Consider the following 24,863-nt stretch of genomic DNA (forward strand, 5'->3'; position numbering starts at 1 on the left):
CCTCTCCGGGCTCGCTCAGACCCCGGCCGGGTGGAGGACGACTTTTGTCCATCCGTCTTCGCGGTTGTCGAAGTTCCTGTAGCCGTCGGGGGCCTCATCCAGCGGCAGCTCGTGGCTGACGATGAAGGAGGGGCTGGCCTTTCCGCCGGCGATGAGATCGCGCAGGGCGCGGTTGTACTTCTTGACCGGGCATTGGCCTGAGCCCATCGTTTGTCCTTTGAACCAGTAGTTTCCGTAGTCGAAGGCGACCTGGCCCTGCTGGGCGAGTTTGTCGGGGGCTCCGGGGTCCTGGGGCAGGAAGACACCAACCACGCCCAGGCCACCGACGAAACGGACGGAGTCCACGAGCCGGTTCAGGGTCATGTTGGGATGTTCGTTACCGCCTGGATCGTGCGCCTGGTAGCCGACGCATTCGCAGCCGCGGTCTGCGCCGAATCCCATGGTCTGGTCCTTGACGAACTCCACCGGGTCGACCTCCGAGTCATTCACGGGGATGGCACCGATCTGTTCCGCCAGCTTCAGGCGGTCATTCTGGCGGTCCACCACCATGACCTTTCCAGCGCCTTTGATAATCGCTGAGTAGGCGGCCATGAGTCCGACCGGTCCTGCACCGTAGATGACCACGGAGTCCCCCGGGTACACCCCGGCCAGCTCGGTGGCATGCCAGCCGGTGGGGAAGATATCGGCGACCATGACGTAGTCGAGTTCTTTCTCCACGGAGTCCTCGCCCAGGCGCAGGCAGTTGAAATCCGCGTACGGCACGCGCAGGTACTCGGCCTGTCCGCCCTGGTACGGGCCCATGTCCGCGAACCCGTAGGCTGCGCCTGCGAGCTGGGGTTCAGGCTGCATGGTCAGACAGTAGTTCGTGAAGCCACGATCGCAGTTTTTGCAGAATCCGCAGGCGATGTTGAACGGCAGCACCACACGATCGCCCACTTTCACTTTGCTCACCGCGGGGCCAGTCTCCACCACCTCGCCGAGGTTTTCGTGTCCGAAGGAGCGTCCGGGTTCAAAACTGGTGCGGCCCTCGTACATGTGCAGGTCCGAGCCGCAAATGTTCGCTGAGGTTATGCGAACCAGCACGTCAGCGGGGTGCTCTATTTTGGCGTCGGGGATCTCCTCGACGCTGACATCGTTCGGTCCTTTGTAAACTACTGCCTTCACTTTTTCGCTCTTTTCTTTTATCCCATCCTGACCGGGGCCCAGAAGTCGTAGCTTCCGGGCGCGTTGCAGGGTCAGGCGCCTGCAGGACGGTGGCACGGAAAAGGGGGATGGAGTTATCACCCGAATACGCGTATTGGAGCTGGCGAGGAAATGGGGAACAGGGATTGTAGCCCTGAACCGGCCCAATGGGTCGGGGGGCCGAGGGGTTCAGACGGCAGGGTGTCCGGGAAAAAGCCCCGCCTGCCTGTCTGCAAAAGAGGAACTGGTCGAGGCTCAATACTAAGCACCCTTAGTAAGGGTGTCGAGGGGCACTGACTCATCCAGGATGCCCGGCAGGCTCGGCCCCGCCCGTGGAACGGGCCGCGAGTAGCCGGCTGACCTACAAAATGTGACAGATGAGGAGTGGGAGACGGTGCCGCCCGCGCTCCCGTTGTTCTGTCTGGCGGCCGACCCTAAGGGTGCGAGGCGGCCTAAGAACGGTTCGTGCCGCCGGGCAGGCTAGCGAGTGGCCGCGCCTTGGCCACGGACTATATGTAGCTTCGCTGAACATCACGTTCGAACGCGAGGACCTGCTGGGTCCACACCGATTGGTTCTGAGGTCGGAGTCACTGGTAACTCTGTTGCGAGTGGGTACCACGCGGGGACTGAAAGTCCCGCGCGAGTGCTGGAGCAATTGGAAAACGGCACGCCCGCCTGACCTGCAATAATCGGTGGAGATGAAAGCGCACGAGGCAGTAATCAACTGGGTGACCCGAGAGCTCTCGAGCGGTCGTCTGCGAATCGGCGACCACCTTCCGAGTGAACGGACACTAGCTGAGACGCTGCAAGTCTCTCGGAGCTCGTTGCGTGAGGCGCTGAAGGTTCTTGAAGCACTTGGAACTATCCAAGCGACCACTGGTTCCGGGCCGCGTTCGGGCACGGTCGTGACTGCGGCACCCGAGCAGGCGTTAGCACTGGCGCTCAACCTGCAGTTGGCGACGAGCCACGTCGAGCACTCACACGTATATGAGGTGCGTCTGCTGCTTGAGACATGGGCCGCCGAGCACGCAGATCCTGGCCGAGGAGACTGGGACGCTGCTGAGCGGCTGCTTAAGCTTATGGACGGCTCCGGTACTCCTGTCCCTGATTTCCTTCATCTCGACGCCGAGTTTCACGTAGCGGTTTCGCGCGCCGCGGGAAATCCCCTTATCAGCACGCTCATGGATGCCCTGCGCACTTCCATCGCGGATCACACGCTTGCCCGCGCCCAAGCGCTTCCGGACTGGGAGAGGACCGCCACACGCCTGCGTTCCGAACACTATGCAATCTTGGACGCCCTTCGCCGGGGTGATAGCGCGGCGGCTGCGGAACTCGTACGCCAGCACATCCGCGGGTATTACATTGAGACCGCAAACTAGACCGTCGCTGTCCGGAAGCACCCAGACCGGCTTTATCTCGCGCATCGCATCGCAGTGCGCGGGTGCGGAGCGATCGTAACCTCCCCCATCGCCTAAACAGTGAGTTACCTTGGGCATCGCTGGGAGCCTGCTCCATTGAAAGCAGTCGAATCTTGACGTGTTGATAGTCACAGTCTACAGTTTCGTGTGGTCGGACCATGTGGTAGGGCCACACCTCCTCCGATTCCAAAGGAAAGATCCTTGACGGTCAGTACATCCTCAGAAGAGACAAAGAGCACCGAGAAGCTGAACTACCGGGTACTCTTGGGCAGCCTCAGCGGCAGCGTCATCGAGTGGTTCGACTTCCTTGTGTACGGCACCGTTGCCGCCCTGGTCTTCAACAAGCTCTTCTTCCCGAGCGACAACGCCTTCGTGTCGACTTTGCTTGCCTACATCTCGTTCTCGCTTACCTTCTTCTTCCGTCCTTTGGGCGGCATCATTTTCTCTCACATCGGCGATCGCATCGGCCGAAAGAAAACTCTCTTCATCACCCTCATGCTTATGGGAGGCGGAACGGTCGCGATCGGGCTACTGCCTGACTACGCCGCAATCGGCATCGCTGCCCCGATCCTGCTCATCCTGTGCCGCATCCTTCAAGGTCTTGGCATCGGCGGCGAATGGGGCGGGGCACTCCTTCTCGCGTACGAGTACGCGCCAAAAAACCGGCGCGGCCTTTACGGTGCCGTGCCGCAGATGGGCATCAGCCTGGGCATGCTGCTCGCTGCCGGCGTTGTTGGTCTCCTTACTCTCCTTCCGGATGGACAGTTCCTTGTCTGGGGCTGGCGCGTTCCATTCATAGCCAGCGTTGTGCTCGTCTTCATCGGCCTCTGGATTCGTAACGGCCTGGACGAGACCCCCGAGTTCAAGCGCATTCGAGAGGCGGGAGCGCAACTGCGTCTGCCCATCAAAGAGGTCGTCACCAAGCATTGGGGTGCCGTGCTCGTGTCGATCGGTGCGAAGGCCGCGGAGACGGGCCCGTTCTACATCTTCGGCACCTACGTCATTGCTTACGCCACTAACGTTCTGGGAGCACGCGGGAATGTCGTTCTCCTCGCAGTTGCCGCGGCTGCGCTGGTGGCAACAATCTGGATGCCGGTCTTCGGGCGTATCTCCGACAAGTTTTCGCGTGCGGTGCTTTACCGCTGGTCGGCTACGGCAACACTCATTTTAGTTGTGCCCTACTACTTCGTGCTTAACACTGGCGCGACCTGGGCGCTGTTCGTCGCCACCATTGTCGGTTTCGGCCTTCTGTGGGGCAGTGTCAACGCGATTCTGGGTACGTTGATCGCAGAGAACTTCGCTCCCGAGGTCCGCTACACTGGCGCCTCGCTCGGCTACCAACTCGGTGCAGCGATCTTCGGCGGCACCGCTCCGATCATCGCGGCATGGCTCTTCGAAATCAGCGGCGGGCAGTGGTGGCCCATCGCAGCGTATGTCGCCGGCTGCGCAGCGATTTCAATTGTGGCTTCCTTCTTTATCAAGCGCGTCGCGCACCGCGAAGGTTCGGACGTGCCCCCGGTTACCGTATCGTCGGACAACCCCGGTTCTCAGAAGGGATCAGTACTTTGAACCGCCACGAACTCGAACCACGCCACGTCACGCAGCTAAGTCGGCTGGTCCCCATGCCGGGAGGAACTGTAGCTCTCGCGGAGTGCCTGACCTCCTAGACACACTCCCTGTAAAGAAGAACCCCGCGGAACGGGTCAGTTGCGCGGGGTTCTTCTCGGTGGTCCGAACACTTCCGTGTATTGGGGGCAACGCGAAAGTGCTGAACCGAACATATAGACAGTAGCCTTACTTTCGCAAATCGGCGTGAAACATTCCGCCAGAGATGTAGAGCCCTGCACAGAGGACCGCAAAGTGCCACCCGGTTACAAACTTCCTACTGCCGGCGCGCGTCAGGTTGGGGTGTAGTTCAAGCAGACGTCCGGCAAGTTCCCGGGTGGACCTCACGATGACCCCGGCCTATTTGATCCGGCGACGGTTGCGCGAACGCGCCTGCGCTGAGACTGGGCTACATGGGGTAGTCGTTGGCGGAAGGGCTTTCCACACAGTCACACTTGCCCTAATGGAAATCTGACGAAGGGAAGCCCGGGAGCACCCAATAGGGATGCTGTGTTGGCGGGGACTTCGGGAAGCAGAATGCGTCGCCGGTGCATTGGCGGGGTCTCCTGGTGGCACCGTGTTCCAGGGGTGGTGGGAGGGACCTGATTGGTGATGGCGGTGACGCCGTCGGCGAGACGTGTGCGTTGCGCTGGTGACGGTGGCGCCTTTGGGCTTGAACTAACGTCCGGCGCAGGTTTAGTGACTGCTGGCCGATTGGGGTGTGCAGACGAAGAACGGCGGCTGGTCCACTTGGGCGAGCGGCACGACGAGCCACAGGCCGCCGTAGAACTCGACGTACGAGTCCGGGGTGCACCTCGCGAAGGCTTCTTCGCGTGTCATTTCTTTCCTTTCTTAGTTTCCTTCCTGTACCGGCACTCCCAGAATGGCAGGGGAGCCACTGACTCGCGTCTCGCTAGCGGCTGATTTCATCGGTACATCCTGGACGGGACGACGATCATGAGACAGTACACAATTTGCGTTAGCCGAGGTCCGGCTCGGGATCCTCGGACGGCCGGGAGCCTGCCAAGACGCGATTCGCTGCGTCGGTGAGAGTTGGCTCCACTTCTCCTCGGCCTTTCCGTGCGTGAAGCCCTCCCGGCTGATATGACTGATGCCCGTCGTGGCCGCGTTTTGGCTGCCGCAACGAACTAGCTCCCATGCACTACGCAGCCAAACTCTATTGTCAGCCCTGCTCCCGCTGACCCCTGCTGGTGGCAATCAATGTGGCTAATCAGGTTTCGTTATCCACCATCGAAAAGTCGAGGGCAGAGGTACTCCGGAACCTTGCGAACAAGGAGTAGAGCATCGACAGCATTGCCTGACGTAACGCCACCCTGATCAGCGGAGCTGGCCGTCTTGCTCCAAGTTGATGCCCGGAGCACACTGAGAACACAGCGCAGCGAATCCCCGACACTGCCGTCTAGGAGGAGGCAAGACCGTGAACGGTGACCCGGCAGTTGCTCCTGTCATATCGCTTTTCGCACCTGCTCTGGGATCACCTTTGGCAAGAGGCGTATTAATGCACGGACAGGCCGGCCCGTCCGCGGTGTTTAGACCGTGGCCGAAGTCCATCACCGGCAAGGAATTCGGCGTCTACGTCCCGGCCTACAAAGGGACACCGGCCCAGTGGCTGGCCCCGGCCAAAGTCCAGATAATCGAGGGCGTCGACACCCAGGGAGGCACTTTGGGCGTTGTTAGCTTCACAGCAACATCAGTTCCCACCCGGACCCCCGGGGTAGCCTCGAAAGCAAAGTTCGATGAGGCATTGGCGCAGCCGAACGCGTCCCGATGGGATGCAGTGAGGGCATCCATAGGCGATAACCTCGAAAGGCTCGCCAAACTCGACGGTTCGCTGCCAAATCGGAAACTTATTCCAAAAACAGTCGCGATGCCCGAATGGTCCCCACCCGTAAACGTTGCTGGCATCACGCCTGGTGATTTTGTTTGCCAACACATCTTGCACTGGGATTGAATTTCAAGTGCGGATGCCTGCCATTTCGTATCGTGATTTCGCGGTCGCGTCAGTGGCCGTAGGACTCGACACCGTCTTCTTCACGTCGTTGATGGAAACTGCTGGGAACAGGGGTTGGTCCGCATTTGATGGGTCCTCCGCGATGGTTGCCCTCCTCAACCTGACAATCCTGCCTCTCTTGGCTCTTCGCCGTCACGCACCTGTCGCTATTAGTCTCGGGCTATGCGCTTTCGCAGCCACTCTTACTCTTAGTGTGGGATCACGTCCCTTACTGAGCCTGTTCGTCGCGCTCTACACCGCGGCGGCGCTGCGGCCTTTGCAGCAATGCGGATGGTGTCTGGCGGCAACCCTGGGGACGCACTCGCTCATTGCCCTCTATGAAAGCTCGGCCGCGTTGAGCAGCTGGGCTTCTGTCATCGGAGTAGCTGCCATTTTTTCGATGATGGACCTTGCGGTTTGGTTTTTCGGGAGGTCGGCTGCCGCAACGAGCCGCCGTGCACGGGAACTGGTCGAGACGTGGGCTGCTATGGCCGCGGATGCCGTGGCCTCAGAACGGTTACGGATAGCGCGCGAGCTGCACGATATTGTGGCCCACGCAGTGACAGTAATGGTTCTGCAGGCAGCAGGCGCTAGACGGCAACTTACACGAGACCCGGAACTTGCCGAGGCTGCTCTTCAGTCCGTCGAGGTCGTCGGCAAACAAGCAATGGGGGAACTGCGCCGGCTACTCGAAGTTCTACGGTCAGTCGCCGACAGGGATGCTCCCGGGGCCGGGACACCGGAGACGCTGCAGAATCTTGAAACGCTGGTCAAACAGACCGAGGCTGCCGGAGTAAGTGTAAACCTCTCCATGCGTGGACTAGCCGGCCAGCTCGACCCGAGTATCGAGATGGCTGCCTACCGCGTCGTGCAGGAGGCACTGACCAATGTAACTCGCCACGCAGGCCCGGGGTCCCATGCCGATGTAGTGCTGTTCAAACACGAAGAAAGCCTTGCCATCGATGTAGACAACGATCAGGCCGGATCGGTCCCATCCGTAACCACGGAACTCAGCAGCGGATACGGCCTGGTCGGGCTACGCGAACGGGTGAAGCTCATGGGCGGCGAACTATCCGTCGGCCCCCGCGACGAAGGCGGGTACCGGGTACATGCCACTCTGCCGACGGCCGTTCCATCATGATCCGCGTGCTGCTCGCCGATGACGAAGTCTTGATGCGTACGGGCATAGCCATGATCCTTGACGCCGAGCCTGACATTGAGGTTGTAGCCGTCGTAGACGACGGCAGTGCAGCCGTCACCAGCGTAGACGGGCTGAAACCGGACGTGGTGGTAATGGACGTTCGCATGCCCGTGATGGACGGCGTCGAGGCCACCAAGCGGATTATCGGATCAAATCCCACCGGTCATTCAGTGCCTGCAGTCCTCGTGCTAACGACGTACCACGTTGACGAGGCAGTCCGGAGCTCTCTACGTGCGGGGGCGTCTGGGTTCGTGCTCAAGGATGCCGCACCAGCGGAACTTGTTGCAGCCATACATGCCGTTGCCAACGGAGAGGCCTGGCTCGATCCAGCCGTGGCGAAACGCCTGTTGGCCGATTTTAAGGGTCGGCCGGAGTCCCCGCTGCCCAACTCAGAACAGATTGCTTGCCTTACACATCGAGAACGTGAAGTCCTGATACTTCTCGCCCACGGGCTGCCCAACAGGGCAATCGCGGACCACTTATTCATTTCCGAGGCCACCGTCAAAACTCATATCAGCCGACTGTTGATGAAGATGGGACTACACGACCGAGCCGGCGCCGTTGCTACGGCATACCGTACCGGACTGGTCGCTTCCGACGATCCCCTTCCACCGAGGTCTTAACCGGACTTTGGTGTATAGGCCGATCTACCACCGCGTGCGCTCTGGCGAAATGGCGGCAACCGCCCCCTCGCCCAGGCTAGAACCGTTCTTACTCACTCAAGCACGCGAAGGCGCGCGCTTGAGTTTGAAACGCCAGTCCTTTGGACGCCGTAAGCGATGCCGAGACCAGCGGTGACCGCGGGACGGGGCCAATAACCTGCTCAGCAGAAGACGCTAGTCACCCCGCTCCCGCAGAGCCCCGCTTCCCGGCGCCCCTCATCTCCGAACTTCACCCCACGCGTGAGGCATCAGATTCCTGCCTTACTGGCTCCCTAAAATGCATCAAATGCAGCAGGCCGGAAGTACCCTTTTAGGCCGACGATTCCCTGACTCATTCGGCTCATTCTTGAGCTGCAGGGCAACCCTGGCTCCGAAAAGCGGAACCGCCCTCAGGGAAAGAAGAAGAAAATGCAGTCACGCATCCCCCGGCTTGGAGTCACTCTGGCCGGATCCACCCTCGCTCTAGCCGCACTCCTGACCGGCACTCAAGCCGCCTCCGCCACTGTGCCAGCGGCCTCATCGAGTAGCTCCTACCGTCTGGTTCTCGTCTCCCTGGACTGCAGGGAAACCGAAGACTGGCTAGGAGCCGATGAAGCCTACCTCCGTGTGCATGGCGTTACGGTCTGGGGCCCGCAGAGCATGAACGACGGAGACTCGCTCGACATCAACCGCAGCGTCCCCTTCAGTTCAACCGCCAAGATCCGCCTCTACGATGCCGACACCGGGATCTTCGACAACGATGATTTCCTCGGCGAGGTTACAGCGTCGGCCAGTCAGGTCAACAGCGGCGAACAATACGCCTCGTTTACGCAGGACGGAGCGAACTATCAGCTCACGTACAGGGTCATCCCCAACCGCTGGTGACAGGCGGTCGGCGTCCGCGGCTTTCGCCATTGCAACACGGCCGATTACATCCTTAATGTCTGGCCCCGTGCATAAGAGAACAATTTCTGCAATCAAAGCTGCTCACAATTATCGAATGATCGGAGGATTTCAATGCACACAAATCCGTTTCGCACTGCAGGCATAGCCGCGATTCTCGCGGCCGGAGTGACATTAACGGGCGTCGCTGTTCCCGCGTCGGCGGCAACCCTCGCTGTGCCAGCCAGTACCGCTAGTCTGGGCGGCATCTTCGCCCAATCCGGAACTACCAAGTACGACGCCGTCCCGACCGCGCAGTTGTTGGCCAATAAACCGCCGGTTTCCCTGAAGTTTCACTGGTGGGGGGCCCGTCTGTCCCTTAATCGCGAGGCCGGGTGTTGGGCAAGCATGGGCCACCCCGAGTTTGAAAGGCTCTTGGACGCGATACCTGAACCCTGGCGAACTATAGTCAAGGTAGCCATCGCCGCTCACAAATGGCTAATCAACAAACGCATGGGGTCCGAAGGTATATACATCGACTTCAACTGGGCCGGGTTTATCCACTTCATGGGCCCGGAGGGCAATCTCCAGACCTGCTGAAGCAATCCGAATTCAGCATCCAAGCTCTTTGTAATTCCTGTCAGGAAAATGGCCAAGAACAACAACCGAGCTTCGTCCGCCCTCTCCGAGTCGTGCAGAGGGCGGGCGAGGAACGGGGAGGTCTGAGCTTGCGTGACAGCGACAACAATCCAGCGGCGTGTTAACCGCTGCTAGCACTCTATTCCGGGGTGTCAATGGTGCTCCAGGCCGCTTATCGGGTCGACGGGCTATTACGTAGTCGGACTGAAACCTGGCTCCTTCCAGACGGAGACAAGCGGGGCAGGCACAGCGGAGTCCTATCCCAACCGCGGCCACTGTCAGCTGTGCCTGGCATGTCTCGCAAGGCGAGGGTTGCGAGAACGCAGCAGACGAGACGTCCGGTTAGATCTCCATGCAGAATTTGGTGTCTCGTTTCAATGACTCGGAACCGGCGCCATGGCGCTCGGCTCCGCAGGCAAGAGCCTCTGACGCCGGGAGTTTCGCCTGCCTCATCTGGCACCGACATAGACGCCACTGAGGGGCAACGAAGTCAGCGCCCGATGCGCGAAACTCTCATCCAGTGACCGCCGACTCGTCCTACTTAAACGCCTGTGAGGATCGATAATCGATATTCCGCCAAGCTAACGCGCGGCGGGTACCGCCCGGGTTTTATCGGGGCTTGTAGGCGTCCGAGCGGTGTTCGATGCGGTGGACGTACAGGATGTGGGCTTCAACGTCGAGGGTAAACAGCACTTTGTAGTCTCCGCGGGGGGGCGGTGCGCAGCCCGAGTAGTCCATTTGTGAGGGGCTTGCTCAGCCGGTACGGGTTCTCGGACAGGACCCCGGTGACGAACTCGACGATGGCGGCTGCTGCTTTCTCCCGCAACCGCCGGAAGCCCTTCAGCGCCGGGCTGGTGACTTCCACCTTCCAGGGCGCCTGGCCGGCAGGTTGTGCATCACTCACCGGGGCGGCAGCCCGAATTCGCGGCGGAGATCATCGCCGCTGGTCGTGTTTCCCTCGGCGATAACTCGCCCGGCCTGGGCCAGGTCTTCACAGATGCCCGGCTGCGACAGCCAGTGGATGGTTCCCTGCAGGGATTCCAGGTCATCGGCGGACATCAGCACGGCCGAGGGGCGCCCGTGCCGGGTGATCTGGATGATCTCGTGTGTCTTGTCCGCTTCCTCCACAAGCGCGGAAAGCTTGTCCTTCGCTTCGCTGAGCGGCACCGTCTTCATGCCTTAATTTAGCCTGAATTCTGGCCACAATTAGCCTGCCGCGTGGCTGATCCTTGATGGCGCGTTGCTCTGGCTTGGCCGGCAGGCTGGCCGAAGGAATTGGCGGCCTGAGTCTCCAGGAAAGCCGGACTTGGCGGAGGTACTGGTACACCGTTTCCCGGCTGATTCCGTAACCGGTGGCGAGGACGGATTTGCGGACACCGCTGGCGCCCGCTGACGGCCTTGATGGCGCCTGGGTAGGGCACCTTTCCGCGGCGCCCTACCCGTCCCGCCGTTTTGGCGCAGGACTCCTCCCAGCCCATGAATGACCGTGCATGCCAGTTTGATAATGCGGAATATTGCCATTCCGGCGAAATGGTTGAAACCCAACCGCACGAACAGCCGGTCAACATGTAGGCGACCGTACGTTTCGGCGGGCATATGCTAATAGCAGAAAGTCGCCTCCAGTACCGGGGAGCTCATTGTGGACGCTGAAACCGCCGTCGTCACCGGTCATGATGTCACCACCATCACCTGCGTGTGTGGCAATACCGTCAGCCAGGACGGACTGATCCAGGCAAACTCAGAGGGCGTCCCCGTTCACGCCGGAGCGAACACCGCCGTCCCCGCCGGCCTGGCGGAGTGGCCAGCGGATGAGGACCTCCACACCCTCTGTCCCGCCTGCGGCCGCGTGTACCGCGACGCGATAGTCGAAGAGACAGGGACGGCGCCCGTTGCTTTCCGCGTGGACGTCACCGCCGGCCCAATTGCAGAGGCAATCCGGGTCCACTGGAGCCTCAGCGCATAGGCGGCGCAGAGTCCGGGGCCGTTTCCGCACGCCGGCGCCTCAGGCGCCCCAGTAGGTGCTGCCCGCCCCGCCCGCGGGGGAGAACCGCGATGTCAAATAGTCGCTATTCCTGCGGCACTCGACATACGGTGGGCTAAGCCGACAAATGAATACTCTCAAGGCGCCGGGGTACGGGAAGACTGAAGAACACCTCGGGAAGGTGCCACGCAGGAACCACCGATAAAGGAGCAATCTGTGCGGGAAGCAAGCTTCAACAAGAGCGTTTCAGCAGACGACGATCTGGCCGTGGCGCCCGACGGATTCGATCCGGCCCCGGCCGGCCTGACCGGCTCCTCCGCCGTCGAAGCGACGGGCTCAGCCTCCGAAACCACCGGTTCAGCGGACGAGGGGCCCGCGGAGGAAGTCAGCGAAACGCCGGAAGTTTCCGAAGCAGGCGACATCACATACGATGAGCAGTTCTATCCGGCCCGTCCCAAGGCGCTGAGGCCCATCGCCCGCCGTCGTCAGTTCTTCGCCGACCGCCCATCGCTCGAGTTCGACGGGCGCAACGCCGCCTACGTCGAGTGGCTGCGGAACCAGGCGATGCTGGGGGACGCGAACGTGATGGCGCGGCAGCTCTCCGGGCAGGCCAGCATGTGGCAGAACTCGTATGCCCACCCCAACCCGCGGGCCGCCGTGGAACGCGCACCCGTCTGGTTCACCGCCTACCCACTGTCCTTCATCACCCGCCCGGGCCAGTCCTTCCTCTCGGCCCTGGGGGATCCTGAGTTGTGGGACGCGTTCCGGGAGATCGGGATCCGGGGCCTGCACACCGGCCCCGTCAAGCTCGCCGGCGGCATCAGCGGCTGGTCCCAGACGCCGAGCGTGGACGGGCACTTCGACCGCATCAGCATGGCCATCGACCCGGTGTTCGGCACCGAGGACGAATTCCGCAAGATGTGCGAGGTGGCCGCCGACCATGACGGCACCGTGATCGATGACATCGTTCCTGGCCACACCGGCAAGGGGGCCGACTTCAGGCTCGCCGAGATGAACTTCCGCGACTATCCCGGCATCTACCACATGATCGACATCCCGGAAGAGGACTGGCACCTGCTGCCCGACGTCCCCGCGGGTGAAGATTCGGTGAATATCAGCCCGGACGCCGAGCAGGCGCTGCAAAAGGCCGGCTACATCATCGGCCGCCTGCAGCGCGTGATCTTCTATGAACCGGGCGTCAAGGAGACCAACTGGAGCGCCACCCGGCCCATCGTGGACACGGCCGGCAAGACCCGCCGCTGGGTCTACCTGCACTACTTCAAGGCCGGCCAGCCGTCCATCAACTGGCTGGACCCGACCTTCGCGGGTATGCGCCTGGTGGTCGGCGACGCCCTACATTCGCTCCTCGACCTGGGCACGGGCGCACTCCGGCTGGACGCGAACGGATTCCTGGGTGTGGAGAAGAGCGCCGAGGAACAGCCGGGCTGGTCCGAAGGGCACCCGCTGTCCGAGGCGGCCAACCAGCTGATCGGGTCAATGATCCGCAAGGTGGGCGGGTTCTCGTTCCAGGAGCTGAACCTGACCATAGACGACATCAAGGCCACGTCGGAGGCGGGCCCGGATCTTTCCTACGACTTCGTGACCAGGCCGGCGTACCACTACGCGCTGGTGACTGCCGATACCGAATTCCTGCGCCTGACACTGCGGCTGGCCATGGACATCGGCGTCGACCAGGCATCACTGGTCCACGCCCTCCAGAACCACGACGAACTGACCTATGAACTGGTCCATTTCGCCGCGGGCCACAAGGACGACGTGTTCGAACTCAACGGCCAGGAACTCACGGGAGCCGAGCTTGCCGAGCACGTCCAGCAAACCCTGCGGGAGCGGCTGACGGGTCCGGACACTCCGTACAACGCGCTGTTCACCACCAACGGCATCGCCTGCACGACAGCGAGCTTCATCATGGCGGCCCTCGGCATCCAGGACCCGGAGAACCTCACCGACGAACAGCAGGCGCAGGTCCTGGACGTCCACATCCTGCTGTCCATGTACAACGCCCTGCAGCCCGGTGTCTTTGCCCTCTCCGGCTGGGACCTCACCGGCGTGGCCGCCCTGGACCGCCAGAAAGTGCGGGAGCTCACCGCGCAGGGCGACACCCGCTGGATCAACCGCGGCGCACACGACATCATGGGCACCAGCCCAGAGGCGACGGCTTCATCCTCCGGCATGCCGCGTGCCCGCAGCCTCTACGGCCCGTTGCCGGACCAGCTCAAGGACCCGGATTCCTTCGCCCGGCGGCTGCAGAAAATCCTTGCCGTGCGGGAACAGAGCGGGATCGCCACCAGCGCCCTGCTGGACGTGCCGGAGGTTTCCCAGCGCGGCCTGCTGGTCATGGTCAACCGGCTGGGGGACGGGAACCTCCAGGCCACCGTGCTCAACTTCTCCGGCCAGGACATCGCGGGCAGCATCCAGTCAACCCACCTCGTTCCCGGCAGCAGCGTCCATGATCTCTTCAGCGGCGAGGCCGTGGGGCAGGTCGATGACCTGCACAGCTTCTTCCTGGAGCTGGGCGCCTATCAGGGCACGGCGCTGCTCCTGAAGGAGGGCGAGAAGGACGACGACGGCGACGCCGAGTGAGCCGGCCCGGCCCGGCCCGGTTCTCCTGACCAACACTTGAATACGGAAGCCCCGCACCTCCGTCATGAACGGCGGTGCGGGCTTCGGTGGCCAAACCTCCGGTGTCTGGCGTCCGGAATCACTTAGCCGACCGGATGGCCATGGCTGCAGCTACTTTCTCCGGGCAGGACCTCGTGTCCCTGGATGCAGGTCACCGTTGGCGGCGGCGGCGATTCGTGGGCGATAAAGAACAGGCTGCTCTTGCCGTGGCTGATGCCGGCGTCTTCGCGCTGGAGCCAGGAAGATCGGTGAACGCCCGGCTTCGGCTCCTCTCCGTGTCCGTGCGAGGCATGCCTGAATGGATTCCTGACCACGGTGACCGCGACCTTTCCAAACTACCGTCCCTGCTTCTGCAGTGATTCGCCGGTGCATCGAGTATAGGAGGGCTGTGCCTCGGGAGACAGGCTCGATAAACAACCTGCGCCCCTTCGCCCAGCCCGGGATGAACCCGAGTGGTGATTCCGCTCTCGGATGGATACTCAATTTGCCGTACGATTCGTGTCATATGCGGTTGTTCTGTGTCCGAAACGGCCAGAGCGCCATTGAGAAATTAGTTCGGTGCCTCGCCTCCGGCGGACCCCTGTGGTTCATTGACGGGCAAGCAAGCTGCTGGGCGCATCTGATGCTGGGGGGCGGATGAAGACAGGCATGAGCCGAAAGGCTGATCTTCCACGCGGGAGACAGGGCTCGCGGGGCCTGCTGTGGAGCATGTGGGTGCTGTTGGGCCTGTATCTGGCGGCCCTGATGCTTCATGAAGAGGGACTCCTGCCGCGCGTCGACGTCTGGCTTGGAGTGCCGGCAGGGTGGGCTCCGGTTGCCGTGGCCTGGCTGGCTGCCTTCCGGGCGAAAGCACGGCTGCCGCTTGTTTTGGTGGCAATGGCCCTGACCGCATACACAACCGGGAGCACCTTCTACGTTATCGCTCTCTCGGAGGGCACTGCGCTGCCCTTCCCGTCTCCTGCGGATGCTAGCTACCTGCTGTTTTACCCGCTGGTGCTTGGCGGACTGTTCGCCTACCTGCTCTCCCTGCGCCAGAGGCTGGCAAGTTCGGTGCTGCTGGACGCCGTCGTCGGCTCCCTCGGCGCCGCATCGGTCCTGGTTGTCCTGCTCGCCCCGTTGCTGTCGGCGGCCAGTTCCTTTCCCACGCTGGCGACGGCAGTGGCCATTGCCTACCCATTGTTGGATCTCATCGTCCTGGCGGTGACCGCAGGAATGGCAGCGGTGCCCGGCCTTGCCACGGCCCGCAGCGGGGCAACCCTGATGCTGGGACTTATCGTGTTCGCAGTGGCCGATGCCTTCTACGCTTTCAGGCTGGCCAACGACACCTATCAGCTGGGCACGCCACTCGATGCAGGATGGACGGCAGGACTCTGCCTCATCGCAGCCTGGGCCGACGGTTTCGCCCGGCAGGAGGAAAGGGCCGAGGGTGCCAGCGAAGGCTCGTGGACGCCGGCCGTTCCGATGGTTGCCACGGCCGCAGGGGCCGGGGTGCTGATCGTGGGCACAGGCATTCCCGTGCCGGGACTCGCCGTCGCCCTTGCCGCCGCAACGCTGTTGTCCGCGGGTATCCGCACCCAGCTGGCCTTCCGCAAGCTTGTCACGCTCGCTGAGGTGCGGCGCCAGTCGCGGACGGACGAGCTGACGGGGCTGCCGAACCGGCGCGCGCTGTACGCCGATGCCCCCGAGTTGCTCAGCGCAAGGCCGGGAATAGAGTGCGCCTTTCTGCTGCTGGACGCCGACCGGTTCAAGGAGATCAATGACAGCCTGGGCCACGACGTGGGCGACAGGCTGCTGATCCAGGTCAGTGAACGGCTCCGCCGTTGCCTGCGTCCGGGGGACCTGATTGCCCGGCTGGGCGGAGACGAGTTTGCCATTCTCCTCCTCGACACCGGCCAGGACGAGGCTGTCCGGATCGCTGACCGGCTGCGCGCCGCCCTGAGTGAGCCGCTGACCCTGAAGGGCATTGCCGTGCAGGTGGGCATCAGCGTCGGCATCGCTTTGTTCCCGGAACAGGGCGAGGACCTGAAGACGCTGCTGCGCAAGGCGGACACGGCCATGTACCGGGCGAAAACTTCGCGCAGTGGGCACCACGTGTACGCCAGCGAGGACCAGAACCCGGGGGAGGAGAGGCTGCGGATGCTGCAGGAGTTGCGCGCCGCCCTGGCCGAGGACCAATTGGTGCTGCATTACCAGCCGAAGGTGGACGCTGTGACAGGCGACGTGAAGGGCGTGGAGGCCCTTGTCCGCTGGAACCACCCCCGGCGCGGGCTGCTCGCACCCGACTCCTTCCTTCTGCTCACCGAGGAAGCGGGGCTCATGAACGACCTGAACAGCAGGGTGCTCACCCTGGCCCTCGACCAGGCCGCCAGCTGGCACCGCCAGGGCCGTCCGATGACGGTGGCGGTCAACCTCTCAGCCAGCACGCTGATAGACGCGGAACTGCCCGAACGGATCGCCACGATGGTCAGTGCGCGGAACCTGACCGAGTCCGCCCTGATGGTGGAGATCACCGAGGACTTCATGATGCCGGACCGCAGCCGCGCCAGGGACATCCTGTCCCGGCTGCAGGACAGCGGAATCCAGATTGCCATCGACGACTTTGGCACGGGATACAGCTCCCTGGCCTACCTGCGCGACCTGCCCATCAACGAGCTGAAACTGGACCGCTCCTTCATAGCCCCGATGACCCACTGCCCGCGGGCCGCAGCCCTGGTGGCCTCCACCATCAACCTCGCGCACAGCCTCGGCCTGATCGTCGTGGCCGAAGGCGTGGAGGACAGGCCGGCCCTGGAGCAGCTCGGTGGTTACGGATGCGACCAGGCGCAGGGCTTCCACATCCTTCGCCCCGTGCCGGCGGCCGAGCTGGACGAATGGCTCTCGCCAGCCCGACTGGACAGCGGGCTGCCCTCCGCGTGACGTGCTCAGCCAGCAGCCGGCGATGCAGACGGAATGGACGACGGCGGGGTGTCCAGTGTGACGGTCACGGTACCGTCCGGGGCGATGGCAATCCGTCCGTGCTGGTAGTTCTGGACGGTGCCCGTTGCGGTGCCCCCCGCCGAGGCCGGAAGGGGGTCGGTAGTGGGGAAACCGAGCGGTCCCGCTTCAGCGCCGCTGTTCAGCCAGGCGGTGCGGTGTGAACCGGAGGAGAGGTGCGCACCCGTTGCGCGGGACCAGACGAGGTATCCGTTCCGGAAACCCTGGTAGCGCCCGCCGAGCCGGGTGGCGAGTTCATTTGTGGTGGCATGCCCAAGGGTGCGGGCAGAGTTGAACTTGGCGCCGATGGCGCCGGCAACAATCCGCGCCCCGGCCTGGGCGGTCCACGTGATGGTGCCGCCCTGGAAGTTCTGTGCCGCGCCGCCGCTGAAGGCGTACTCATCCGACGTCGGGTACCCGAGCACGCCGCGCTCGTAGCCTGACCCGGCCCAGGCGGCGAGGATTCCGCCCTGCGTGATGTGCGCCCCTGTCGCTGGGGACCAGTGGATCCGGCCGCCCTGGAAGCCTTGGTAGGCGCCGCCGTTCCTGAGTCCGCGCCCTTCATCCGACGTCGGGTAGCCAAGCCTGCCGTCCTGCGCGCCGCCGGCAGACCATTTGCTGCGGATCGCGCCGCCGATCGTGTGCGCACCGCCGGCAGCTGACCAGTAGATGGATCCGCCGCGGAACACCTGGTACGCCCCGCCGCTGCGCAGCCCGGTCACCTCCCGGGAGGCTGGGTTGCCCAGCCAGCTGGCAGGTTCGCCGGTCCGGGCGTACTTGGCAGTGATGGCGCCGAACGGGTTGCTCGAATACGGCGTGAACACGTCATCCACCGCGCCCATGATGATCCGGTCTCCCGGCCGGCTGGTCCGAAGCAGGCGCGTGACCGTGGCCAGGCTCGTGGAGACGCACCCGGCGCTGGGGGCGCGGCCGGCGTGGAAGAAAATAGCGTACGAGGCGCCGAGGACGGTCTTGGAGTCCGGCGGCCGGTTGTAGTTGATGACGGCGGCCTGCTCGTAATAGCCCTGGTTCATGAAGGTCCAGAGGTTCTCGTCGGCGTCGCCGCCGGCGCCTTCAAAGTACTGGTTGTAGTTCCGGTTCCATTCACCGCCCCAGCGGGACCGGGAGTTGATCCTGTAGTACTTCAGTGCGGTGCCGGGATTGCTGCGCCCCAGGGCCTCAGTAAAACTGAACGAGCCGGTGGGGGACCGGTAGGTGTCCTCCCATTCCCGGTTCTGCGCCGCGAACCCGTACTGTCCGCCGTAGCCCCAGTCCTGCCACTCCTGGACGTAGCGGCTGCCGGAACGGACGCAGCCGGTGATGGTGAGCAGGCTGGTATTGCGCGTGGTGGCCGTGGCGAACGTGACCCTGTTCGCCCCGAAACCGGAAAATTTCGTCTGCCCGGCGCTGAGCCTGGCGCAGGGGTTGTAGACCTGCGCTGACGCGTTCGCCCGCGGGGCCAGGGCCACAGCCCCCGCCGGAACGGCCAGTGCGAGAAGGGCGGCGACAAGGACTTTCAGAACAGCCACGGCGGAGACCTTTGCCTACGGCGGCGGCCGCATCCCCCCGCGGACGCCATCCGGACACGAGCATATCGCTGATCAGTCCCGCAGGCCGCCCAGCCCGCTGATCAGTGCCTCCAGGCCAAGGCTGAAGGCGACGTCGGCCGGCCGTTCGTGGCCCTGCTCGGCCAGGCTCCGGACGGCGCCCGTGAAGCTGGGCGTCGCTTCCGCCATGGTCCCGGGGTCGAAGATGTCCGCCGGCGCCGTGACGTCATAGGCCGAGCCGAAGATGAAGGATTCCAGCGCGACGATGGACGAGACGATCCGTTCCTCGGGAAAACCGGCGTCGCGGAAGCCGGCGCTGACCGTCTCGTACATGGCCAGGGTCTGCGGCGCGTCGGTCACGGGCAGCACGGCAATGACCGGTATCAGCGGGGTGTGCTGGGAGAAAACGTCGCGGTAGCTCCACGCCCACTTCCGCACGGCGTCCTCCCATGGTCCGCCGCCGAAGGCCGAGACGTCCACGAGTGATGCCAGGTGGTCCTCCACCAGCAGAAGAACGTCCCGCTTGGATTTCACGTGGTTGTAGAGGGCCGACGGCGCCACGTTCAGTAAGCGGGCCAGTGCGGCCATGGTGAGGCCGTCGTACCCCTTCTTTTCAATAAGCCGCAGCGCGGCTTCCGTAATGCCGCCCTTGTCCAGCACGCCTCCCACGGGGCGCCCGGCGCGGCGCCGGCTGCCCTGTCGGTCTGTTGCTGAGCCAGCCGTTGCTGAACCGGCTGTTGCTACGGCTGGTGTTGCCGGCATGGCTGACCTTTCTGCGGTTGGACGTCCTTTCGCATTATTCCATCAGCCTCTTCCGCTCCCTCGTCAAAGGCTCTATAGTTCTTATAAATGAATGGCATTCATTTAGTGGTTCGCATCACTCGCGCGGCCACAGAGAAAGGACATCATGCTGAATCTTGACCGCGACGTAGTGATCGTCGGCGCCGGCCCCTCCGGCCTCACCGCTGCCCGCGAACTGAAAAAGGCGGGCCTGACGGTCGCCGTACTCGAAGCCCGTGACCGCGTCGGCGGCCGGACGTGGACCGACACGGTGGACGGTGCCATGCTCGAGATCGGCGGCCAGTGGGTATCGCCGGACCAGACCGCACTGCTGGCCCTGCTGGACGAGCTTGGCCTGGACACCTACTCCCGCTACCGCGAGGGCGAGTCCGTCTACATCGGGGCGGACGGCGCGCCGGTCCGCTACACGGGGGACACGTTCCCGGTCAGCGCCACCACGGCTGCCGAGATGGACAAGCTCACCGCCCTGCTGGACGAACTGGCGGCACAGATCGGCGCCACCGAACCCTGGGCGCACCCCAAGGCGCGGGAGTTGGACACCGTCTCCTTCCACCACTGGCTGCGCCGGAATTCCGCGGACGAGGAAGCCTGCAACAACATCGGGCTGTTCATCGCCGGCGGCATGCTCACCAAGCCGGCGCACGCCTTCTCGGCCCTGCAGGCCGTCCTGATGGCCGCCTCCGCAGGTTCGTTCACCCACCTCACGGATGAGGACTTCATCCTGGACAAGCGGGTTATCGGCGGGATGCAGCAGGTCTCCCTGCTGCAGGCAGCGGAACTGGGTGCCGACGTCGTCCTTAATAGCCCCGTGCGTACCATCCACTGGGAGGCCGACGGCGAAAACGGCCACCGGGTCACCGCCGTCTCCGACCGGGCCACGGTCAACGCGCGCTTCGTGATCATGGCGGTGCCGCCCAACCTGTACTCCCGGGTCTCCTTCAACCCGCCGATGCCGCGCCGCCAGCACCAGATGCACCAGCACCAGTCGCTGGGCCTGGTCATCAAGGTCCATGCGGTCTACAGCACGCCGTTCTGGCGCGAGGAGGGCCTCTCCGGCACCGGGTTCGGCGCCGGCTCGCTGGTCCAGGAGGTCTACGACAACACCAACCACGGCGACACCCGCGGAACGCTCGTGGGCTTTGTCTCCGATGAAAAGGCCGACGCCGTCTTCGAGCTGGGTGCCGACGATCGCCGCCGCGCCATCCTGGAATCGGTCGCCGGTTTCCTGGGCGAGAAGGCCCTGGAGCCCGAGGTGTACTACGAATCCGACTGGGGCTCCGAGGAATGGACGCGGGGCGCCTACGCCGCGAGCTACGACCTGGGCGGACTGCACCGCTACGGCAGGGACCAGCACGCCGCCGTCGGCCCCATCTACTGGTGCTCGTCCGACCTCGCCGCCGAAGGCTACCAGCACGTGGACGGGGCGGTCCGCATGGGCCAGGCCACGGCGGCCCGCATCGCGAAGGCTGCCGCCGCGGCTGCCGCCGCGCACGGCGAGCCTGCGCTGGCGAACGCGACGGCCGCCGTCGTCTAACCCACTGGCCGCACCCGCACGCAGCGGCCGCACCCCATTCGATGAGGAATGACACTCCGGAGAGGCAATCCCATGAGCACAAAAGACCCCCGTCACCCAGGACACGCACAAAAGTCTGAGTGAAAAGGGCCTCAAGGCCGGATCCGTCGGGCTGGTCGGCGCCGTGGTGATCGGGGTGTCCTGCATCGCGCCGGCGTACACGCTCACCGCGGCCCTCGGGCCCACCGTGTCCGAGGTGGGCGTGCACCTGCCGGCGGTCTTCCTCGTGGGGTTCATCCCCATGCTGCTCGTGGCGCTCGGCTACCGGGAACTCAACAACGCAATGCCCGACGCCGGAACCTCCTTTACGTGGGCAACGCGCGCCTTTGGCCCGTGGATCGGCTGGATGGGAGGCTGGGGGCTGATCGCCGCCACCATCATCGTGCTGTCCAACCTGGCGGCGGTCGCCGTCGACTTCTTCTACCTGATGCTCGCCCAGCTGCTCGGCAATCCCGCGATCGCTGAGCTGTCAAAGAACCTGCCGCTGAACATCGCCACCACGCTGGTGTTCATCGCGGCGGCGTGCTGGATCTCCTACCGCGGCATGGAAACCACCAAGGGCGTCCAGTACGTCCTGGTGGGATTCCAGCTGCTGGTGCTGGGGTGGTTCGCCGTCTCCGCGTTCGTCCACGTGGCCAACGGGACCGCGTTCGACGCCACCGCCATCTCGCCGGACTGGTTCAACCCCTTCGCCATCGATTCCTTCTCTGCGTTCGCGGCCGGGGTGTCACTGTCGATCTTCATTTACTGGGGCTGGGACGTGACCCTGACCATGAACGAGGAGACCCGGAACCCGGAGAAGACCCCCGGACGGGCGGCCACCGTGACCGTCGTCGTCATCGTGGCCATTTACATGCTGGCGGCGCTGGCCACGCTGTCCTTCGCCGGCGTCGGGGAGGCCGGCCTGGGCACCGGCAATCCGGAGAACCAGTCCAGCATCTTCGCGGTCCTGTCCGGGCCGGTCATGGGGCCTTTTGCCATCCTCATGTCGCTGGCCATTCTGAGCAGTTCCGCCGCCTCGCTGCAGTCCACGTTCGTCTCCCCGGCACGGACGCTGCTGGCCATGGGCCACTACAAAGCCCTGCCGGATAAGTTCGGCAAGGTCAGCCCCACGTTCAAGTCGCCCAGCTACGCCACCATTGCGGCGGCTGTTGCCGCGGCGGCGTTCTACATCATCACCCGGACCACGTCGGAGAACGCGTTGTGGGACACCATCACGGCGCTGGGCATGATGATCTGCTTCTACTACGGGATCACGGCGCTCGCGTGCGTGTGGTTCTTCCGCGCGGTGGCCTTCACCGGCGCCCGGGCGTTCCTCTTCAAGTTCCTGGCTCCGCTGCTGGGCGGCGTGATCCTGCTGGTGATGTTCGTCAAAACGGCCTACGACTCGATGGATCCGGCGTACGGTTCAGGGTCCTCGGTGGGCGGCGTGGGCATGGTGTTCATTCTGGGCATGGGCGTCATCCTGCTTGGCGTGGTCAGCATGCTGGTAATGGCCCGGATCCGGCCCGAGTTCTTCAGGGGCAAGGTGCTGGCGCGCGGTCTGTGACTGGAAACTAAGCACACTTACCAATAGGGTGCTTACTAGGGCACTGACCCGGTTCAACTGAACGTACTGAGAACGTACTCGAGCAGAACGAGGTGACAGCATGACCGGCACGGAAAGCATCAGCAAGGTCACGGACATCATCAACGATTCCCATATCGGAATGTTCACCACGATCGACGGGCAAGGCGCCCTGGTCAGCCGGCCGCTGGCCGTCCAGGACGTGAAGGACGACGGCGACATGTGGTTCTTCACGGGGGAGGGGACCTCCCAGGTGGCCCACATCTCCGCCGATGCCAGGGTTAACGTGTCATTCGGCAAGCGCACGGAGTGGGTGTCGGTGGCGGGGACTGCTGAAGTGGTGCGTGACCGGGCCAAGATCCGCGAGCTGTGGAACCAGTCCGTCGAGGCCTGGTTCCCGGACGGTCCGGACACGCCCGAGGTGGTTCTGCTGCGCGTGGATTCCGACTCCGCGGAGTACTGGACCAGCCCCGGAGGCACGGCGGCGACGGTCCTGCAGTGGGTCAAGTCGAAGGTCACCCACAGCCGCATGGACGTCGGCGAGAGCGGGACCGTGGAACTGTAATTCCCGCTCCAAACTCCAACGCGGGGTCACTTAGCGCCGGGTCCGGGGGGCGGATTCGGCGCTAAGTGGCCCCGCGTTGCTGTTTCTAGGCTTCCCTGACCTTGAGGGGTTCGATCTTGCCCATGATGAACAGGTAGTTGGCGGCACCGATCAGCGACACTGCGCCGATCACGGCCAGCGGGGCGATGAACGATCCCGTCTGGTCGACCAGCACGCCGATCAGGATCGGAGTGAAGATGCCCGCCAGGTTGGACGCGAAGTTCTGCAGGCCGCCGATGGAACCCACGTGCCGGGAGCTTGGGGCCACATCGGCAGGCAGCGACCAGATGCCGGTGGCGGCGACGGTCAGGCTGGAGTAGGCCACGGAAAGCAGCGCGAGGGCCATCCATGCCTCTGGCACCAGGGCGGCGAACATGATGACTGAGCCGCCGGCCAGGCCGCCGGCGATGGCGGTTTTGCGGACCTTGGTCACGGAGGCGCCCGCCCGGACCGCGCGATCGGCCAGGTAGCCTCCGAGCCAGCCGCACAGCACCGCGCAGATGCCCGGGATGGCGCCAAAGAAGCCCAGCTTCAGGAGATCGAAGCCGCGTTCCTTCACCAGGTAGCTGGGGAAGAACGTGATGAAGAAGTAGATGGCGCTGTTCAGGCAGAAGAAGCCGAACATCATGCTGAGCACCGTGCGGTACTTGAAGAGGGACCGCCACGGCAGCCTGGCTGCGTCGGCATCATCGCTCGCCTCGTCACGGGCGCCGCCATCCCGGATGTAGGCCACCTCCGCGGCATTGGCTCCCCGGTGTTCGCCGGGGCTGCGGTAGTACTTCCACCAGGCTGCGGCCCAGATGACGCCGGCGACGCCGATGATAATAAATACCGCGTGCCAGGAGGTGAGGGCAACGATCAGGGTGACGATCGGCAGTGCGATCACGGCGCCGACGCGGGACCCGGAGTCCCAGATGCTAGTGGCGAAGGCACGCTCCCGGACAGGGAACCACGTGGCCACCACCTTGGCGGCGGTGCTGGGGGCCGGGCTCTCACCGACACCCAGGAGGAACCTGGCCGCGAAGAGCGACCAAAAGCTGGATGCGGCCGCTGTCACCATGGTGAAGACCGACCACCAGATGGCCGCCAGGGAGAACGACCGGCGGGGGCCCACCTTGTCCACGTACCAGCCGGCGGCGAGCTGGCAGAAGTCATAGGCCCAGAAGAAGGCGGCAAAGATGAGCCCCTGCTGGGTGGCGCTGAGCTCAAAGTCCTTGCCCATGAACGGCAGGGCGACGCTGAGGCTCGAGCGGTCGAGGTAGTTGATGCTGAGGCCGATAAAGGCGAGCCATATGATGACCCAGCGTTTGCGGGTCATTATCTGGCGGGGTGCTGTTGTGGATGACGTGGCGGCGGTCTTGCTTCCGAGCGCAGTCATGCGGGTCTCCTTCGACGTGAACATGGCTTCGGGTGCTGTGGGCACCGGCGGGAGGGAAAGACGCCGAAGAGATCGGCGCCAAATCATATAGGAATCTGGTTAATCATATAGATCTTGTGACGCGGATCAAGTAGCGGCCGAAAAAAGTTTCCGCGGGGACCCGGAGTGCGTGGCTTATGATTCCCCCAGCGAGTCCAGCCAGTCCAGAATCACGAGGTAA

General features: G+C 63.7%; 19 protein-coding genes. 13 read left to right on the forward strand and 6 right to left on the reverse strand.

Annotated elements, in window-relative coordinates; all coding sequences use genetic code 11:
• Nucleotides 1-15: 15 nt before the first annotated feature.
• Nucleotides 16-1,164 carry a glutathione-independent formaldehyde dehydrogenase gene (locus ACFQ50_RS13005; protein WP_377995959.1) on the reverse strand — a complete coding sequence of 383 codons (1,149 nt, stop codon included), beginning with the start codon at nt 1,162-1,164 and terminating at the stop codon, nt 16-18.
• Nucleotides 1,165-1,880: 716 nt separating this feature from the next.
• On the opposite strand from ACFQ50_RS13005, the gene ACFQ50_RS13010 reads away from it, so the two are divergent.
• Nucleotides 1,881-2,561: a FadR/GntR family transcriptional regulator gene (locus ACFQ50_RS13010; RefSeq protein ID WP_377995960.1), complete on the forward strand. Its 681-nt coding sequence runs from the start codon at nt 1,881-1,883 to the stop codon at nt 2,559-2,561.
• Between the two features lie 240 nt (nt 2,562-2,801).
• On the forward strand, nt 2,802-4,169 hold the full coding sequence (locus ACFQ50_RS13015) for an MFS transporter (protein ID WP_377995961.1): 1,368 nt from the start codon (nt 2,802-2,804) through the stop codon (nt 4,167-4,169).
• Between the two features lie 732 nt (nt 4,170-4,901).
• On the opposite strand, the gene ACFQ50_RS13020 is transcribed toward ACFQ50_RS13015, so the two are convergent.
• Nucleotides 4,902-5,045, reverse strand: coding sequence for a hypothetical protein (locus tag ACFQ50_RS13020; RefSeq protein ID WP_377995962.1), 144 nt, complete (start codon nt 5,043-5,045; stop codon nt 4,902-4,904).
• A 598-nt stretch (nt 5,046-5,643) separates the two neighbouring features.
• On the opposite strand from ACFQ50_RS13020, the gene ACFQ50_RS13025 reads away from it, so the two are divergent.
• The 5 genes from ACFQ50_RS13025 to ACFQ50_RS13045 all read left to right on the forward strand — a co-directional run bounded on the left by ACFQ50_RS13025 (nt 5,644) and on the right by ACFQ50_RS13045 (nt 9,540).
• Complete coding sequence (locus tag ACFQ50_RS13025; protein WP_377995963.1) at nt 5,644-6,177, forward strand: hypothetical protein; 534 nt, start codon at nt 5,644-5,646, stop codon at nt 6,175-6,177.
• A gap of 253 nt (nt 6,178-6,430) precedes the next feature.
• Nucleotides 6,431-7,357, forward strand: a complete 927-nt coding sequence (locus ACFQ50_RS13030; RefSeq protein WP_377995964.1) for a sensor histidine kinase — start codon at nt 6,431-6,433, stop codon at nt 7,355-7,357.
• Nucleotides 7,354-8,040, forward strand: a complete 687-nt coding sequence (locus tag ACFQ50_RS13035; RefSeq protein ID WP_377995965.1) for a response regulator — start codon at nt 7,354-7,356, stop codon at nt 8,038-8,040. Before ACFQ50_RS13030 ends, ACFQ50_RS13035 begins: the two co-directional genes overlap by 4 nt.
• Before the next feature lie 447 nt (nt 8,041-8,487).
• Complete coding sequence (locus tag ACFQ50_RS13040) at nt 8,488-8,943, forward strand: hypothetical protein (RefSeq protein WP_377995966.1); 456 nt, start codon at nt 8,488-8,490, stop codon at nt 8,941-8,943.
• 132 nt (nt 8,944-9,075) lie between these two features.
• Nucleotides 9,076-9,540, forward strand: a complete 465-nt coding sequence (locus ACFQ50_RS13045; RefSeq protein ID WP_377995967.1) for a hypothetical protein — start codon at nt 9,076-9,078, stop codon at nt 9,538-9,540.
• A 939-nt stretch (nt 9,541-10,479) separates the two neighbouring features.
• On the opposite strand, the gene ACFQ50_RS13050 is transcribed toward ACFQ50_RS13045, so the two are convergent.
• Nucleotides 10,480-10,755, reverse strand: a complete 276-nt coding sequence (locus ACFQ50_RS13050) for a type II toxin-antitoxin system Phd/YefM family antitoxin (protein WP_377995968.1) — start codon at nt 10,753-10,755, stop codon at nt 10,480-10,482.
• Between the two features lie 463 nt (nt 10,756-11,218).
• On the opposite strand from ACFQ50_RS13050, the gene ACFQ50_RS13055 reads away from it, so the two are divergent.
• The 3 genes from ACFQ50_RS13055 (at nt 11,219) to ACFQ50_RS13065 (ending at nt 17,116) form a co-directional block, all read left to right on the forward strand.
• Nucleotides 11,219-11,542, forward strand: a complete 324-nt coding sequence (locus ACFQ50_RS13055; protein ID WP_377995969.1) for a hypothetical protein — start codon at nt 11,219-11,221, stop codon at nt 11,540-11,542.
• A gap of 234 nt (nt 11,543-11,776) precedes the next feature.
• A complete protein-coding gene (gene treS, locus ACFQ50_RS13060) occupies nt 11,777-14,161 on the forward strand; it encodes a maltose alpha-D-glucosyltransferase (RefSeq protein WP_377995970.1) in 2,385 nt (794 codons plus the stop codon).
• A 687-nt stretch (nt 14,162-14,848) separates the two neighbouring features.
• Entirely contained in the window at nt 14,849-17,116 is a 2,268-nt protein-coding gene (locus ACFQ50_RS13065; protein ID WP_377995971.1) for a putative bifunctional diguanylate cyclase/phosphodiesterase, read from the forward strand.
• A 5-nt stretch (nt 17,117-17,121) separates the two neighbouring features.
• Here the strand turns inward: ACFQ50_RS13065 and ACFQ50_RS13070 are convergent, their stop codons facing one another.
• Nucleotides 17,122-18,702: a hypothetical protein gene (locus tag ACFQ50_RS13070; protein ID WP_377995972.1), complete on the reverse strand. Its 1,581-nt coding sequence runs from the start codon at nt 18,700-18,702 to the stop codon at nt 17,122-17,124.
• 72 nt (nt 18,703-18,774) lie between these two features.
• Complete coding sequence (locus ACFQ50_RS13075; protein WP_377995973.1) at nt 18,775-19,482, reverse strand: TetR/AcrR family transcriptional regulator; 708 nt, start codon at nt 19,480-19,482, stop codon at nt 18,775-18,777.
• 145 nt (nt 19,483-19,627) lie between these two features.
• Between ACFQ50_RS13075 and ACFQ50_RS13080 the strand changes: the two genes are divergently transcribed.
• The 3 genes from ACFQ50_RS13080 to ACFQ50_RS13090 all read left to right on the forward strand — a co-directional run bounded on the left by ACFQ50_RS13080 (nt 19,628) and on the right by ACFQ50_RS13090 (nt 23,226).
• On the forward strand, nt 19,628-21,055 hold the full coding sequence (locus ACFQ50_RS13080) for a flavin monoamine oxidase family protein (RefSeq protein ID WP_377995974.1): 1,428 nt from the start codon (nt 19,628-19,630) through the stop codon (nt 21,053-21,055).
• 115 nt (nt 21,056-21,170) lie between these two features.
• Nucleotides 21,171-22,643, forward strand: a complete 1,473-nt coding sequence (locus tag ACFQ50_RS13085) for an APC family permease (protein ID WP_377996012.1) — start codon at nt 21,171-21,173, stop codon at nt 22,641-22,643.
• Between the two features lie 100 nt (nt 22,644-22,743).
• Nucleotides 22,744-23,226, forward strand: coding sequence for a pyridoxamine 5'-phosphate oxidase family protein (locus tag ACFQ50_RS13090; protein WP_377995975.1), 483 nt, complete (start codon nt 22,744-22,746; stop codon nt 23,224-23,226).
• 85 nt (nt 23,227-23,311) lie between these two features.
• On the opposite strand, the gene ACFQ50_RS13095 is transcribed toward ACFQ50_RS13090, so the two are convergent.
• On the reverse strand, nt 23,312-24,643 hold the full coding sequence (locus ACFQ50_RS13095) for an MFS transporter (RefSeq protein WP_377995976.1): 1,332 nt from the start codon (nt 24,641-24,643) through the stop codon (nt 23,312-23,314).
• Between the last annotated feature and the right edge of the window lie 220 nt (nt 24,644-24,863).

It is taken from the genome of Arthrobacter sp. NPDC056493 (assembly GCF_042795115.1).
In the GTDB taxonomy this organism is placed as follows: Bacteria; Actinomycetota; Actinomycetes; order Actinomycetales; family Micrococcaceae; genus Arthrobacter.

Excerpts from the sequence above, each read along its gene's own strand:
- ACFQ50_RS13010 (WP_377995960.1), top strand. The coding sequence starts at position 1,881 with ATGAAAGCGCACGAGGCAGTAATCAACTGGGTGACCCGAGAGCTCTCG.
- ACFQ50_RS13020 (WP_377995962.1), bottom strand. The coding sequence starts at position 5,045 with ATGACACGCGAAGAAGCCTTCGCGAGGTGCACCCCGGACTCGTACGTC.
- ACFQ50_RS13035 (WP_377995965.1), top strand. The coding sequence starts at position 7,354 with ATGATCCGCGTGCTGCTCGCCGATGACGAAGTCTTGATGCGTACGGGC.
- ACFQ50_RS13040 (WP_377995966.1), top strand. The coding sequence starts at position 8,488 with ATGCAGTCACGCATCCCCCGGCTTGGAGTCACTCTGGCCGGATCCACC.
- ACFQ50_RS13045 (WP_377995967.1), top strand. The coding sequence starts at position 9,076 with ATGCACACAAATCCGTTTCGCACTGCAGGCATAGCCGCGATTCTCGCG.
- ACFQ50_RS13050 (WP_377995968.1), bottom strand. The coding sequence starts at position 10,755 with ATGAAGACGGTGCCGCTCAGCGAAGCGAAGGACAAGCTTTCCGCGCTT.
- ACFQ50_RS13065 (WP_377995971.1), top strand. The coding sequence starts at position 14,849 with ATGAGCCGAAAGGCTGATCTTCCACGCGGGAGACAGGGCTCGCGGGGC.
- ACFQ50_RS13075 (WP_377995973.1), bottom strand. The coding sequence starts at position 19,482 with ATGCCGGCAACACCAGCCGTAGCAACAGCCGGTTCAGCAACGGCTGGC.
- ACFQ50_RS13080 (WP_377995974.1), top strand. The coding sequence starts at position 19,628 with ATGCTGAATCTTGACCGCGACGTAGTGATCGTCGGCGCCGGCCCCTCC.
- ACFQ50_RS13090 (WP_377995975.1), top strand. The coding sequence starts at position 22,744 with ATGACCGGCACGGAAAGCATCAGCAAGGTCACGGACATCATCAACGAT.
- ACFQ50_RS13095 (WP_377995976.1), bottom strand. The coding sequence starts at position 24,643 with ATGACTGCGCTCGGAAGCAAGACCGCCGCCACGTCATCCACAACAGCA.